The 14,624-nt window shown below is 69.1% G+C and carries 12 protein-coding genes; 2 read left to right on the forward strand and 10 right to left on the reverse strand.

What is annotated here, in order from left to right:
* Nucleotides 1–10 precede the first annotated feature (10 nt).
* Genes AC4GYY_RS15070 through AC4GYY_RS15080 form a run of 3 tightly spaced genes read right to left on the reverse strand, consistent with a single transcriptional unit; the run spans nt 11 to nt 5,738 of the window.
* Nucleotides 11–1,930, reverse strand: a complete 1,920-nt coding sequence (locus AC4GYY_RS15070) for an alkyl/aryl-sulfatase (protein WP_491121694.1) — start codon at nt 1,928–1,930, stop codon at nt 11–13.
* Nucleotides 1,927–3,285, reverse strand: coding sequence for a DUF1254 domain-containing protein (locus AC4GYY_RS15075; protein WP_491121695.1), 1,359 nt, complete (start codon nt 3,283–3,285; stop codon nt 1,927–1,929). The genes AC4GYY_RS15070 and AC4GYY_RS15075 overlap by 4 nt, the downstream gene beginning before the upstream one ends.
* Nucleotides 3,285–5,738 carry a TonB-dependent receptor gene (locus AC4GYY_RS15080; RefSeq protein WP_491121696.1) on the reverse strand — a complete coding sequence of 818 codons (2,454 nt, stop codon included), beginning with the start codon at nt 5,736–5,738 and terminating at the stop codon, nt 3,285–3,287. The genes AC4GYY_RS15075 and AC4GYY_RS15080 overlap by 1 nt, the downstream gene beginning before the upstream one ends.
* 457 nt (nt 5,739–6,195) lie before the next feature.
* On the opposite strand from AC4GYY_RS15080, the gene AC4GYY_RS15085 reads away from it, so the two are divergent.
* Both AC4GYY_RS15085 and AC4GYY_RS15090 read left to right on the forward strand, forming a co-directional pair.
* Nucleotides 6,196–7,107, forward strand: coding sequence for a glutathione S-transferase family protein (locus tag AC4GYY_RS15085; protein ID WP_491121697.1), 912 nt, complete (start codon nt 6,196–6,198; stop codon nt 7,105–7,107).
* Nucleotides 7,104–7,889 carry an SDR family NAD(P)-dependent oxidoreductase gene (locus tag AC4GYY_RS15090; protein WP_491121699.1) on the forward strand — a complete coding sequence of 262 codons (786 nt, stop codon included), beginning with the start codon at nt 7,104–7,106 and terminating at the stop codon, nt 7,887–7,889. Before AC4GYY_RS15085 ends, AC4GYY_RS15090 begins: the two co-directional genes overlap by 4 nt.
* 28 nt (nt 7,890–7,917) lie before the next feature.
* On the opposite strand, the gene AC4GYY_RS15095 is transcribed toward AC4GYY_RS15090, so the two are convergent.
* The 7 genes from AC4GYY_RS15095 to AC4GYY_RS15125 all read right to left on the reverse strand — a co-directional run bounded on the left by AC4GYY_RS15095 (nt 7,918) and on the right by AC4GYY_RS15125 (nt 14,505).
* Entirely contained in the window at nt 7,918–8,691 is a 774-nt protein-coding gene (locus AC4GYY_RS15095) for an SDR family NAD(P)-dependent oxidoreductase (protein ID WP_491121700.1), read from the reverse strand.
* Between the two features lie 11 nt (nt 8,692–8,702).
* The gene (locus AC4GYY_RS15100) at nt 8,703–9,803 is read right to left on the reverse strand and encodes an NAD(P)-dependent alcohol dehydrogenase (protein WP_491121702.1); all 1,101 of its coding nucleotides are present in this window, start codon (nt 9,801–9,803) and stop codon (nt 8,703–8,705) included.
* Nucleotides 9,804–9,894: 91 nt separating this feature from the next.
* On the reverse strand, nt 9,895–10,974 hold the full coding sequence (locus tag AC4GYY_RS15105) for a retroviral-like aspartic protease family protein (protein ID WP_491121704.1): 1,080 nt from the start codon (nt 10,972–10,974) through the stop codon (nt 9,895–9,897).
* 64 nt (nt 10,975–11,038) lie between these two features.
* Nucleotides 11,039–11,926: an SDR family oxidoreductase gene (locus tag AC4GYY_RS15110; protein WP_491121705.1), complete on the reverse strand. Its 888-nt coding sequence runs from the start codon at nt 11,924–11,926 to the stop codon at nt 11,039–11,041.
* A gap of 3 nt (nt 11,927–11,929) precedes the next feature.
* Nucleotides 11,930–12,706, reverse strand: coding sequence for an SDR family NAD(P)-dependent oxidoreductase (locus AC4GYY_RS15115; RefSeq protein WP_491121706.1), 777 nt, complete (start codon nt 12,704–12,706; stop codon nt 11,930–11,932).
* Between the two features lie 69 nt (nt 12,707–12,775).
* On the reverse strand, nt 12,776–13,948 hold the full coding sequence (locus tag AC4GYY_RS15120; RefSeq protein WP_491121707.1) for a zinc-dependent alcohol dehydrogenase: 1,173 nt from the start codon (nt 13,946–13,948) through the stop codon (nt 12,776–12,778).
* The gene (locus tag AC4GYY_RS15125; protein WP_491121709.1) at nt 13,945–14,505 is read right to left on the reverse strand and encodes an SRPBCC family protein; all 561 of its coding nucleotides are present in this window, start codon (nt 14,503–14,505) and stop codon (nt 13,945–13,947) included. Before AC4GYY_RS15125 ends, AC4GYY_RS15120 begins: the two co-directional genes overlap by 4 nt.
* Nucleotides 14,506–14,624 lie beyond the last annotated feature (119 nt).

The raw sequence follows: 14,624 nt of genomic DNA on the forward strand, positions 1-14,624 counted from the left end.
GCGGGCGCCGTCACGGCGTCACGATCGCAAAGCTCGGGTCGGGACGATCGAACCAGCCGGCGAAGCGGGACAGGACGCTGGCGTCGCCGTCGACCCGCACCTCGCCCGCCGCCATCTTGGACGCGAGCGGCGCGCCTCCGGTCAGCGCGGCGAGTAGATCGGACCGCTTCAGCGTCACCCTCGCATCGGCGCGACCGGACGTGCCCGCACGGTGGGTCAGCACGCCGTTGGCGACGGTGACGGTCACCTGCTCGCCCCTGTCGGGAAAGACGAAGGCGATCACGGCATGCGCGTCGCCCACCTTCGCGGGATCGAGCCGGGTGGCGAACAGATCGAAGATATCCGACGTCGGCAGCACCGCGAGGAACCCGGCGTCGCCGGAGCGCGGCGCGGCGGCCGGGCCCGACCGCAGCTCGGTCGCGCCGGTGCGATAGATGTTGCGCCACACGGCATTCTCGCTCTGCCAGGCGAGCTGGTCGTAGCAGCGCGCGAGCAGCGCCTTCGCCGCGGTGTCCGCCGGGTCGGCGAACACCGCGCGATTGAGGAGCTCCGCCCCCCAGGCATAGTCGCCGCCGTCATAGGCCATTTGCGCCATCTCGCGGACGTGGGCGGCGCCGCCCATCGCGGCGACATAGCGCCGGCCCCCTTCCTCGGGCGGCAGCGGCGCGAGGTGGACCGGGTTCGCGTCGTACCAGCCCATGTAATATTGATAGACGGCGCGCGCATTGAAGCTCAGCGAGCCGTAATAGGGGCGATCGTACCACTCCTTGCGCAGCGCGGTGGGGAGGGTCAGCCGTGCGCCGATCTCGTCGCCGGTCAGCCCCTGGTTCATCATCCGCACGGTCTGGTCGTGCAGATAGGCGTACAGGTCGCGGTGCTTGCCCAGATAGTCGGCGACCTCGGCCGCACCGAACCGCGGCCAGCCGTGGCTGGTGATGAGGATCTCCGATCCCGCGAACATCTCCAGCGCCTCGGTCAGGCCGTCCGCCCAGGCCTTGGCGCTCCGGATCACCGCGCCGCGCGGCGTGAGGATGTTGTGGAGCGTGACATTGGCGTTCTCGGCCATGTCGACGACGCGCCAGTCGGGGAAGCCGACGTTCATCTCGGCGGGAGCTTCCGTGCCGAGCGTCAGCTGGAAGCGCATCCGCACGCCGTCGATCGTCAGGTCGGTGGCGGTCCGGTCGATCTCGCGGGTGGGCGCGATCATGCCGCGGGTGCCGTTGGGGAAGGCGCCACCGATCGCCGAGCCCACCGTGCCGGTCGCGCTGCGATCCAGCGGTAATCCGAATTGATAGGCCGCACGGCGGGACATGGCCGGGCCGGCGATCACGTTCTCGCTGATCGCGGCCTTGAGGAAGCCGACCGGCGCGATCACCGGCGCGTTCGGCACCAGCAGATCGCGCAGCCCCTCGGAGCCGCCGTAATGATCCGAATGCGAGTGGGTGTAGAGGATCGCCTCGATCGGCCGACGTCCGAGCTTTTCGGTGACCAGGTCGTAGGCGGCGCGCGCCGCTTCTGCCGTCGTGCCGGTGTCGACGATGATCCAGCCCGCATCGCCGCGGACGAAGGTGATGTTGGCGACGTCGAAGCCGCGGACCTGGTAGATGCGATCGGTGACCCGGAACAGGCCATGCCGCGCGATCAGCCCGGCCTCGCGCCACAGGCTTGGGTTGACGGTCGCCGGCGCGGGGCCGCGCAGATAGTCGGTCGCGCGCAGGTCGAGCACGACCCGGCCGTCGGCGACGCGGATCACCGGGTCCTTGCGGGTGCCCAGAAAGCCGCGCTGCGCAAAGGCGAGATCGCGGGTGTCGGAGAAGGGCGCGTCGGCCGCCGCCTGCCTGTTATGCGCGATCGTCGCCGCGCTGGGCGGATCGACCTGTGCCAGCGCCGGCGTCGCGGCGAGCGCGACCAGGGCTCCGATCCGCTTCACGGCGCGACTTCCTCGACTGCGGGCGCTCGCCAGCGCTCCTCGACCAGTTCGGGCTTCGGGAGGTAGGTCCGCAGGCTCAGCATGAACGGCGCGGCGGGTGCCGGCAGCCAGTTCGCCCGCTTGTCCGCCCCCGGATCGGCATGGCCGATCCACAGGTCGAGCGAGCCGTCCGGGTTGCGCGTCAGCCCCTGCGTCCGGTCGCCGATCGAAAAGCGACGGATCGGGTTCGCGACGAGGTAGAAGCGCCCGTCCGCGCTGCGCTCGTACATGGTCAGCGACCAGAACGAGCCGACCGGCGGCTCGCCGCCCTTGGCGAAGTGGATACGGTACTGCCTGGTGCCGTCGTAGAGGCCGAGCGGGGTCGGCGCGACCGCACGCAGGTACATCGCCTCGGCGCGGCCGAGCGCCGCCAGTCCGCCGACCGCGACCTGCGCGCGGTAGCGGTAATCGGTCCCGAACTCGCCCAGGTTGCGCTTGGGGTAGCTCCAGCCGTTCACGATCCGGCCGTCGCGCTTTGCCGTCTGGGTCGCCTGGCGGGCGGCGCCGAACCCTTGTTCCAGCGCCGCCGCGCGCGGCCCAGCGCCGATCGGCCTGTCCAGACCCGCTCGCGTGAATCGCGCGATCTCCGCGGCATCGGCCGGCAACGGCCGGTTCTCCGTCATGAGCCGGAGCGCCGCGGCCTGGAGCTCCGGCGCGGACGCCGTGCGCGGCGGGACCGCGGCGGGGATCGGACCCGCCGCTCCGCCGGAGATGACCAGCGCGTCTTGCACCTTGCGCGCCGCCGGCACGTCGTCGGGTCCGTTCACCAGCGTCCGCCCGAGCGCCCAGACCCACGGCGTCGGCGAGCGGACGACGTGCGCCGCCCCGGCCGGCGGCGGCGCGCCGGGGCCGACCAACGTCACCGTCAACGCCACCCCGCCGGTCGCGCGGGTGCCGAAATAGGCGAAATTGTTCGACCAGGCATCCATCAGCGCGAGCGAAAAATAGCGCGCGCCTGTCGCCGGCACCGCGATCGTCACCGGCCCGCCTCGCAGGTCGATGAAGGCGTTGGAGTAGATCGTGTCGTTGTTGGGCGTCGTCACCTCGCGCGACGTCTCGTCCGCGAGCGTGCGTGCGTGGACGAAGCTGTTCGCGGGATGGGCCTGCAGGAAGGCGTCGCGCCGACGCATCACCTCCATCAGCGGCAGCGTGTAGAGGTAGAACTCCTCGGCGTCGGCCTGGAACGGGGCGGGCGCTCTCGCCGGCGACGGCTGCGCCGGCAGCAGGGCGGCGGGAAGCACCCCGGCCGCGGCCACGGTCAGCACGAGGCCGAGGCGGGACTGCCGCCGCCGCGGCGCGAACGCGACCGGGCGCATCAGAACCGCACCTTGAACGTCGCGCCGTAGGTTCCCGGATCGCCCAGCGTGGCGGTGATCAGGCCGTAGGCCTGGACGCCCAGGGTCTGGTAATAATCCTTGTCGAACAGGTTGCGCGCGAAGACCGAGAGATCGTAGCGGCCCTCCTGCCCGAGCCGCAGGCCCAGCCGCGCGTTGACGATGCCGTAGCCGGGGACCCGGCCGTAGCGGCTGTCGCTCGCCACCGTGTAATAGGACGAGCGGTACGACCAGTCGCCGTGGAGATACACCTCCGCGCCGGCATCGTTCAGCGGCCGCGACACGTCGCCGCCGATCGAGGCGGCCCATTTCGGCACCCCGGCGAGCGGCTTGCCCTTGAAGTCGCTCGAGGGGGTTCCCGCCGGATTGGCGGCGGTCGGGTTCAGCGTTTCGACCGGGGTCGGGCCGTTGGGATAGTCCCGGTACTTGGCATCGGTATAGGCGACCGATCCCGTGAAGCTCAGCCAGTCCGCCGCGCGCCACGCCAGATCCCCCTCGAACCCTTGCGAGCGGACGCTTGGGATATTGGCGATGTAGTTGACGTAGATGACCTGGCCCGGGACCTGCTGGAGGATCGTCGTCTGATAGTTGCTGACGTCGGCGCGATAGGCGGCGAGGTTGAGCGTGACCTGCCGGTCGAAGAACTGCGACTTCAGCCCAACCTCGTAATTGTTGACGGACTCCGGATCGACGACCGGATCGGCGAGAATGACTCCATTGGCCTGCGGAAGGTTGGTGAGGTTCAGCCCCTGCGACTTCGCTCCGCGCGAATAGGTGGCGTAGATCAGGACGTCCTGCGCCGGCTTCCAGCCCAGCGTCGCGAGCCCGGAGACGCTGTCGTCATCGGTGTCGACCGAAAACGCCTGGGTCGGCGACAGCGCGCTGCGGATGGCGTTGATCCGCGCGACCTGAGCGTCGGTCGCGCCGGCGGGGATCGGCTGCGCGAACACGCGGGTGTTGCTGTAGCTGCCGAACTTGCGCTCATGCGTGTAGCGTACGCCCCCGGTGAAATCGAGCGCGGGGGTGATGTGCCAGGTTGCCTGGGCGAAGGTGGCGTAGCTTCTGGTGTGCGGGTCCGACCGCTGCGTCGACAGCAAGCCGTTGGCGGCGATCGACGCGACGGTCTGACCCCCGGCGACGATCCCCTGGTCGGCCGGATAGAGCGCCAGCGCGGCGTCGGGGCCGAACTCCGACTGTCCGGTGCCACGGACGACCTGCCAGAAGTAATAGGCGCCGACCAGCCAGTCGACTGTGTTCTTGCCGGTGGAGGCGAGACGCAGCTCCTGGCTGAACTGACGCTGATTGTTCTGCAGATACCCCTGCAGGTTGATCGACAGCGAGGTATAGTCCTGGTCGTTGGCGGGGAACCAGTTCCACGCACGGTAGGCGGTGATCGAGGTCACCGCCGCACTGCCGAGGTCGTAATCGACCTGGCCCGAGACGCCCCAGGTGTTCATGTTCGCCTGGAAGTGGGAGTTCGCGTCGGTTCTCCGCGCGAACGGATCGAAGGTCGGCGTGTAGCCGAGCCGCGCGGTGCGCGCGAGGAAGTTGTTCGCGATCGCGGTGCCGTTATCATAGGCGCTGAAGGCCCCGACCAGCACGTTGATGCAGCAGTTCTGGTCCTGTTGTCCCCAATCGCCGATGATCCGCGCGGTCAGGCCTGGCGCCGGGGTGAGCAGCAGCTGGCCGCGCAGCGTGAAGTTGCGGTAATCGTGCACGTCGCGGTCGGTGGTGGTGTCGTAGAGGAAGCCGCTGCGCTCGGTATATGCGCCACTGACGCGGATCGCGGCCAGGTCGTCGATCAGCGGACCGGTCACCGATCCGCGGACCTGGCGGTAGTCGTAGCTGCCTACATCCACCTGACCGTCGGCGCCCCAGTCGAACTTGGGCAGCTTGCTCGAGATGTTGATGGCGCCCGCGGTCGTGTTCTTGCCGAACAGCGTGCCCTGCGGCCCGCGCAGCACCTCGACGCGGTCGAGATCGACGAGGTCGAACTGGGATTGCCCGACCCGGCCGTAATAGACGTTGTCGATATAGACGCCGACCCCGTTCTCGAGCCCGTCGGTGGTCAGCGCTACGTTCGAGCCGAGCCCGCGGATGTTGATGTTGGTGTTGCGCGGGTTGAAGCTGAACACCTGGAGCGACGGGACCAATTGCTGCACCTGATCGAGCCGGAAGTCGCCGCGTACGCCGAGCTGCTCCGCGCCGACGACGCTGAGCGCGATCGGCACATCCTGCGCGCGCTCCTCGCGCCGACGCGCGGTGACGACGACGTCGGTGCCATCATCGGCCGCGGTGACGGGGGCCGCAGCGGCGGTCGTCACCGCGGCCGCACCGTCGGGCGCCGTCGCCTGAGCGGCGGCCGGCGTCGCAACGAAGGGTAGGAGCGCGGAGGTGGCCATCAGCGTGGCGGCGAGGGTGAGGCGGTGGGTCACGGGTAAGTCCTTCAGGTACACGCCCAGGAGGTCGCGGATGGCAGGCGCGCGCCGCCGCATCGGCGCGCAGCGATGCGCCGCCGGTCGGACGAGCTACACGTGGTGGTGGTGGCACCGCGCTACCGGGCGGTGCGGCGGTGTCAGGTCGGACGCTCCATCGCTGGCCCCTCTGCGCCAAGGCCTCGCGAGCCTCGGATGAATCCCTATTAGCCCGATGTAGTTAGAGATATTGCGGTGCGTCAACAGCGAACGTGGCCGCCCGTTCACTTTGTGAAGGCGAAAGCCGGACCGCTGCGACGTGCGTGTCCGGGTTCCGGCGTTCCTCGACCGATCGCGCTGTTCGTCTGTGCGGCGCGCGCTCGATCGACCCCGGCGAGCTGCCGGTTTCGCTGGCCAGGACGCGGTTCGCCCGGCAGGATCGCACGGCGCCCGTCGAGAGGCGTTGGGGAGAGCGTGCGTGACGATCCTGCTGCACCAATATCAGTCCTCACCCTTCTCCGAGAAGGTGCGCGTCTGCCTCGGCATAAAAGGGCTCGCCTGGCGCGCGGTCGATCAGCCGGTGATCATGCCGAAGCCGGAGCTTACGGCGCTGACGGGAGGATACCGGCGCATCCCCGTGATGCAGATCGGGGCGGACATCTACTGCGACAGCGTCCTCATCGCGCGCGAGCTGGAACGGCGATTTCCGACGCCGACCCTCTTTCCCTCGGGCGCTCCGGGGCTGGACCAGGCGGCGGCGCAGTGGACCGACCGCGCATTCTTCCAGGCGGCGGTGACGGTGATCTTCGCCGGCCTCGGCGAGAAGGTCGACCCGGCCTTCGTCCGCGACCGCGAAGCGCTGAGCGGGCAGCCGTTCGATCCCGCGGCGATGCGCGCCGCCGTCCCGCACATGGCGGTGCAACTCCGCGCCCATGCCGCGCTCGCGAGCGAGCAGTTGGCCGACGGACGCGCGTTCCTCGGCGGCGGCCAGCCCGGGCTGATCGACGCGACGGTCTATTACAACCTATGGTTCGTCCAAGGCTTCTACCCGCCCGCGGCCGCGGCGTTCACGGACCTGCCGCACCTGGCGGATTGGATGGAGCGGGTCCGCGCGATCGGCCACGGCGAACGGTCTGCGGCGACTCCTGAGGAGGCGATCGCGGCAGCGCGCGCCGCCGAGCCCGACCCCACGGAGGTCGCGCCCGCGGATGCGACGCTGGCGGGCAAGTCCGTCGTCGTCTCGGCCGCCGACTATGGCCGCGAACCCATTGCCGGCGTCCTGGTGGGATCGTCGCCGCATCGGGTCTCGCTGCGGCGGGAGGATGAGCGTGCGGGGACGGTCGTGGTCCATCTGCCGCGGATCGGTTTCGCGCTGCGGGAGCCGGAATGATGGCGAAAGGCTGCGGGTTCGCCGCCGATGCGCTCGCCGGATCGGTGGCGCTGGTCACCGGGGCGGCGGGCGGAATGGGGGCGGCGACCGCGCGGCTGCTCGCGCGCGCCGGTGCGACCGTCGCTGCGACCGACCGGGACGAGGGCGAAGTCGCGTCGACCGCCGCCGCGATCCGCGAAGAAGGTCTCGCCGGGCACGCCTGGGGGATGGACGTCGCCAACCCGGCCGCGATCGAGCGGACGATCGCCGAGATCGTCGCGCGCCTCGGTCGGCTCGACATCGTCGTCAACAACGCCGGCGTCGCCGGGTTCAGCCCGCTGAACGGCGACGGCTATGACGCGCTGTGGGACCGGCTGCTGTCGATCAATCTGACCGCGCATCAGCGGATCGTCCGCGCGGCGCTTCCGCATCTGACCGCAAGCCCGCATCCTCGCATCGTCAACATCGCCTCGACCGAGGCCCTCGGCGCAACGGCGGGCGACACCGCCTACGCCGCGAGCAAGGGCGGCGTGGTGGCGCTCACGCGGGCGATGGCGGTCGATCTCGGCAAGTCGGGGATCACCGTCAACTGCATCTGCCCCGGCCCGATCGCGACGCCGATGACGGCGTCGATCAGCGACGCGGACAAGGACCTCTATGCGAAACGCCGTACCGCGCTGCGCCGCTACGGCGCGCCGGAGGAAGTCGCCCACATGACGGTCAGCCTGTGCCTGCCGGGCGCGAGCTTCGTCACCGGCGCGATCATCCCGGTCGACGGTGGGCTCGTCGCCCGCAACGCCTGATCGCCGTCACCACGTTGACGGCGCCGGATCAGAACACCGAATAGCCGCCGTCGATCATGAAACTGTCGCCGGAGTGATAGGCGCTCGCGTCGGACGCGAGATAGATCGCGATCCCTGCGAAATCCTCCGGCTTGCCCCAGCGTCTTGCGGGGATGCGCGGCAGGATCTTCGTCATCGGCCCGTCGCCGTGCAGCCCCGCGTTCATCTCGGTCTCGATCCAGCCCGGCGCGATCGTATTGGCGCGCACCCCGTAACGCGCAAGCTCGACGGCGAGGCTGCGGGTGAGCCCGGCAAGCGCGGTCTTGGCGACCGCATACGGCGCGGCCTGCGGCATGCCGTGGACCGCGCCGAGCGAGGAGACCGCTACCAACGACCCGCCGGGGTCGCCCCTCTCGGCGCGCTCGCGCATGTGCCGGCTTGCCGCGCGCAAGGTCAGCACCACGCCGTGGAGGTTGACCGCGAAGACGCGATCGAACTCGTCCAGCGTCGCGTCGGGGAAGCGTTCCCGTCGCGGACTGATCCCGGCGTTGGCGAAGCAGGCGTCGAGCCGCCCCATCGAGGTCAGCAGTTCGGTCATCGCCGCGTCGACCTGATCCTCCCGCGACACGTCGACGGTCTGCGTCAGGCTGCGGACGGGAAGGGCGGCGAGCCGCTCCGCCGCCTCGGCGTTGCGGGCGGGGTTGCTGCCCCAGATCACGATGTCGGCGCCCGCCCGCGCCATTCCCTCGGCCATGCCGTAGCCGATCCCGCGATTGCCGCCGGTCACGAGGACGATCTTTCCGGTCAGGTCCAACGGATGCATCCAATCTCCCCTCAAGCGGTCAGCAGCACGACCTTGACGCAGTCGCCGCGATGCTGATCGGCGATCGCCTGGTTGATCTCGGCCAGCGGATAGGTTCGGATCAGCCGGTCGAACGGCAGTCGTCCCGCGCGATAGTGCGCGATCAACTCGGGGATGAAGACGTCAGGGTCGCTGTCGCCTTCGATGATGCCCTTGACCGTATGGCCGAAGGTCACCGCGGTCATCAGGTCGCCCGGCATCGGCGTGCCCGGCGGAGCGATACCGACGATCCCGAACACGCCGCGCGGGGCAAGACAGGTCGGCGTGGCCTGGAGCAGCGCCGGGATGCCCGTCGTGTCGAAGGCGTAGTCGACGCCGATCGGCACGATCGCGCGCACGGCGGCGGCGAGATCGGGCGCGTCCTTCGGATCGAGCGTGTGCGTCGCACCCAGTTCGCGCGCGAGCGCCCGCCGCGCGGCATGCGGCTCCAACACGATGATCGTCGCGCAGCCCCGGATCACTGCGCCCATCACCGCGCTCAGGCCGACCGCGCCGCCACCCAGGACGAGCAGCGACGAGCCCGCCTCGCACGCCAGCGAACGCATCACGCCCCCGGCACCCGTCTGCACCCCACAGCCGAGTGGCCCCATCAGCTCCAGCGGGAGGTCGGCGGGGACCTTCACCACGTTGCGCTCGTAGGTGAGGGCATAGGTCGCAAAGCTCGACTGGCCGAAGAAATTGCCTGCGATCTCCTCGTCGCCGCGGCGGAGCGCCTTGCCGCCGTCCGCCCGTGCCCCGGTGTAGTTGAGCTGCGGCATGGTGTGACAATAGGCCGGCTGACCCTTCGCGCAGTTCGCGCAGGTTCCGCACGACCGGAACGTCATCGCGACCCGGTCCCCCGGCGCGACCTTGGTCACGGCCGCGCCGACCCGCTCGACGACGCCCGATCCCTCGTGCCCCAGCACGGCCGGCGCCGCGATCGCGCCGGACATCTTGAAGGCCAGATCGGTGTGGCACAGCCCGACGCCCACCACCCGCACCAGGATCTCGTCGTCGCGCGGGTCGTCGAGTGTCACGGTCTCGATCGTGAACTCGCGCTCGGCTCCGCGCGCGACGGCGGCGGTGATCTCCATGGCTGTCTCTCCCGTCCGGCGATCGCGGCCGGTGAACCGCGGCACGGTAACGGCGACGGCTTCGGGAATCCAGTAAGCCGCGGCGGGCCGCTCAGCCGCGACAGACCGCGCCGTTCGGCTCTGCCGCCGAGAGTCGGGACGCCGTCGCCGCCGTGCTGACGATCACGCTGACGGTGTCGCAGCGCTTCAGCTGGAACCGCACCTTGCGCGCGCGGAAATCGAGCGACACGCGGCGGAAGTTCGCCATCAGGTCGGTCCCGAGCAGGAGCGACGGATGATCGTCGAGCGAGAAGGCCGCGAACGGCGGCACGTCGGCGAAGGCGATGGGAACGTCGCGGATCACGATCGGGCCGATCCGGATCTCCGCCAGGCGGACCAACGGCATCGTCACCTTGACGCCGTTCACCCCGAGCACGTCGACCGTCTCGATGCGCCCGCGGTGCCGCTTCTCCAGCGCGGTGCGGAGCGCGCCGTTGCCGATCGTGATCTCGGAGCCGGTGTCGAGCACGGCCTCGACCCCGCGCCCGTTGACCCCGACCTGGGTGAGGATCAGCTGCCCGCGTCGCCGCCGCGCGACCACCACCACCTCGCCGTTCAGCCGCGGCGGCGGGCGTCGCGCGTCCTCGATCGTGATGACCTTCTTCTCGAAGTCCATCATCAGCCGCTGCTCGACGAGCGCGTCGATGCCGATGAGCCCAGGCGCGCCGAGATCGTCCTCGCGCAGGACCGGCAGGTCAAGGTCTCGGATCGTGCTCTCGCCGAGCCCGAGCTCGCCGACGTGAACCCGTTCGACCGGCCCGACCCCCGTCATCGAGTGGAGCATGACCGGCGTGCCCCTCGCCAGCCCGAGCCGACTGGCGAGCGACATGCTGAGCGCAGTCGTGTCGGCACCGCTGTCGACGATGAACCCGAACGGACCGCGGCCGTCGATCCGGACCGCTACCGACATCCGCGTCTCGACCCGCTTCGCGGCGATCTCCGGCCCGCCGATCTCGAGCGCGTCGTCGATCGCCGCGGGCGGGAGCGGGGGCAGTCTGGACTCTTCTGGTGCGGCCCGTGCGGAGGACTTCGCCTCGGCAGGATCTGCGCCGACGAGCGGAAGAGCGGCCACCAGCGCCGACAGCCCTGCCGTGATCATGACGCGGCGGGCGACTCCGAAGGGACCCGCCATCGCGCCACGATAGCCGAGGCGCGGGCGCACCGCCACGCCCGCTCCGGCGTCGCCGGAGGCGGTGTCAGTTCACGCCCGTGCCGCCGTTCGCGCCGAAGATGCTGCCGGTCGTGAAGCTGTTCCCCTGCTCGGCCAGCGTGACGTAGAGGCCGGCGAGTTCGGCGGGCTGGCCGGCGCGCCCGAGGGCGGTGTCCTGGCCGAAGCTCTCGAGCTTGCCGTCCAGCTGACCGCCGGAGACCTGGAGCGGCGTCCACACCGGCCCCGGCGCGACCGCGTTGACCCGGATGCCCTGCGACGCGAGCTGCTTGGCGAGGCCCTTGGTGAAGATCTCGATCGCGCCCTTCGTCGTCGCATAGTCTAGCAGCTCTTCGACCGGGTTGAAGCTGTTGACGCTGGCGGTGTTGATGATCGTCGACCCCGCCGGCATCACCGCCGCCGCCCGCTTGGACAGCCAGAACATCGCATAGACGTTGGTCTTCATCGTCCGATCGAACTGTTCGTCGCTGATGTCGGCGATCGACGGCTGAGCCTGTTGATAGCCGGCGTTGATCACCAGCAGATCGAGGCCGCCGAGTGCGGCAACCGCGTCGTCGACCAGCCGGGTGGCGAACGCCTGATCGGTGAGGTCGCCGGGCAGCTGGACGAGATCGACGCCGTCGCGCGCCAGCACGGCTTTGAGGTCGTCCGCATCGGGCTGCTCGCGTGGATGGTAATTGATCGCGATCCGCGCGCCTTCGCGCGCGAAGGCGATCGCCGCCGCGCGGCCGATCCCGGAATCGCCTCCGGTCACCAGCGCGCGGCGGCCGGTCAGCCGACCCGTACCGCGATAGCTGTCTTCTCCGCAGTCGGGCACCGGGCGCATGTCCCGCTGGAGCCCGGGCCAGTCCTGCGGCTGTTCCGCAAAGCCGCCCGTGTGGTGCTTGCCCTGCGGATCGGTCAGCGCGTTGGCCATGACTCAGTCGTTCTTCTCGGCGGTGCCGGGTTCGGCCATGCCGCGGTGCCGTTCCGCCAGGACCGCCGCCGGCGTCACGCCGGCGAGCGTCCCCTGGACCTTCGTCGACAGGCCGGAGAAGATCGAGTCCTTCCCGGCCATCAGCGCATCCCAGCCGTCCTTGGCGACCAGCGCCGGATCGCGCCGGCTGTCCGACTTCGGATCGCCGACCGCGGTGTCGAGCATGTCGCCGCGCGCGAAGAATTCGGTGTCGACCGGGCCGGGCTTCAGCGTGGTGATCTGGACGCCGTCCGCCTCCTTCAATTCGTTGCGGATCGCGTCGCAGAAATAATCGACGAACGACTTGGAGGAGTTGTACACCGCCTGGAACGAGCCGGGGATGTATCCGGCGATCGATCCGGTGACGAGCACCTTGCCGTCGTTGCGCGCCACCATCGCCGGCAGCACCTTGTGCAGAAGATAGATCGTGCCCGTGATGTTGGTGTCAATCACGTGCCGCCAGTCCTCGACCTTCTGGTCCAGGAAGGCGTGGCCGAGACCATGCCCGGCGTTGGCGCATAGCAGGTCGATCCGCCGCCCGCCCGCCGCGTCGAGCATCCGATCCACGCCTTCGAGCGTCGACAGATCGACGTCGAGCGTCTCGACGCCGTCACCGAACTCGGTTTCGAAGGGCGTATCGGCGGCGGTCAGCACGTCGTAGCCGTCCTGGACCGCCAGTTTGACGAGCTCGGCGCCGATGCCGGTGGAGCCGCCGGTGATGATCGCGAATTTGTTGGCCATATCGTTGATCTCTCTGTTCCCCTCGCGATGTGCGAAAGGGGCGGGGAAGGGTCATTCGAGGACGAGAGGTCAGCCCGGATACAGGACGACCTTGGTGACTTCGTTCTGATTGTCGTGGAACATCTTGTAGCCCTGCGGCGCCTCGGTGAGCGGAAGCCGGTGCGAGATCAGGAAGGTCGTGTCGATCTTCCCTTCCATGATCGCGTTGAGCAGCGCGGGCATGTAATGCTGGACGTGGGTCTGTCCGGTCTTGAGCGTCAGGCCCTTCTCCATGAAGGCGCCGAGCGGAAACTTGTCGACGAAGCCGCCGTACACCGCGGGCATCGACACGCGACCGCCCTTGCGGCAGGCGATGATCGCCTGGCGAATCGAATGGATCCGGTCGGTGCCGAGGAAGGTCGACGCCTTGATCTGGTCGACGACGTTGTCGACGAAGAAGCCGTGCGCCTCGAGGCCGACGGAGTCGATCACCGCGTCGGGGCCGATCCCGCCGGTCATCTCCATCAGCGCTTCGTAGACCTTGGTCTGCTCGAAGTTGATCGTCTCCGCGCCGAACCGCTTCGCGAGTTCGAGCCGATGCGGGAAATGGTCGATCGCGATCACGCGCTCGGCGCCCATCAGAAACGCGGACTGGACCGCGAACAGCCCGACCGGGCCGCATCCCCAGACGGCGACGATGTCGCCCGGCTCGATCTGCGCGTTCTCGGCCGCCATCCAGCCGGTCGGCAGGATGTCGGAGAGGAACAGGACCTTTTCGTCCTCCACCCCGTCGGGGATGACGATCGGGCCGACGTCGCTGAACGGGACGCGGACGTATTCGGCCTGGCCGCCCGCATAGCCGCCCGTCATGTGGCTGTAGCCGAACAGACCCGACATCGGTTGGCCATAGACTTCCTGCGCGATGTCCTGGTTATCGGCAGGGAGCCCGTTGTCGCAGGCCGAATATTGATGCTTGCTGCAATGATAGCAGGAGCCGCAGGAGATCGTGAACGGGACCACGACCTTCTGGCCCTTCTTGAGGGTCGACTTGGGGCCGGTCTCGACCACCTCGCCCATGAACTCGTGACCCAGGATGTCGCCCGACTGCATCGTCGGGATGTAGTGATCGTAGAGATGGAGGTCCGAACCGCAGATCGCGGTGGCCGTGACCTTGATGATCGCGTCGCGCGGGTTGACGATCCCGGGATCGTCGACGTTGTCGATGCGGACGTCGTGCTTGCCGTGCCATGCGAGCGCCTTCACAGACCCATCTCCTCAAACTGCTTGGCGTTCATCGCGGGGGTGGCGATCTCGCCGGTCTCCATCAGCTGCTTGAAGCGGCGGAGATCGCGGCGTGCCTGGATGCCGGGTTCACGCTGGAACATCTTCGCGATCAGCTTGCCGATCACGCCGCCCGGCGGATCGTAGGCGATCGTCGCGGTCACCACGGTCCCGCGCGCGCCCGCGTCGCGAAACGTGATCCGTCCGGAGTTGGGAACGTCCGCACCTTCCCCGGACTGCCAGCTGATCTGTTCTCCCGGGCGGTCTTCGGTGACGGTCGCGTCCCATTCGACGGTGCGATCGCCGGGCGCCTTCACCACCCAATGCGATCGCGTCGCGTCGAGAACGTCGATCCGAACCACATTCTCCATGAAGTTCGGGAGATTCGAGAAGTCGCGGAAATAGGCGTAAAGCTCGGCGGCAGGCCGGTTGATCGTCACGGCGCGCGCGACCAGTTCGCGGTCGCCGTGAAGATCCTTGGCGGTCGTCGGCGGCGCGTCGTCGCGCGTCGGGGATGAGGTGACTTCGTTTTCGGACATCGCACCCTCGATGAATGGAAGATGGCTCACAAGCGAATGCCCGAAAGCGATGTTCCGATCATTCCGGATGCGTGACTAATAACTTTCCTGATCTGGATTAGAGATCACGATAGTCGACG

This window comes from Sphingomonas sp. SP6, assembly GCF_058313435.1.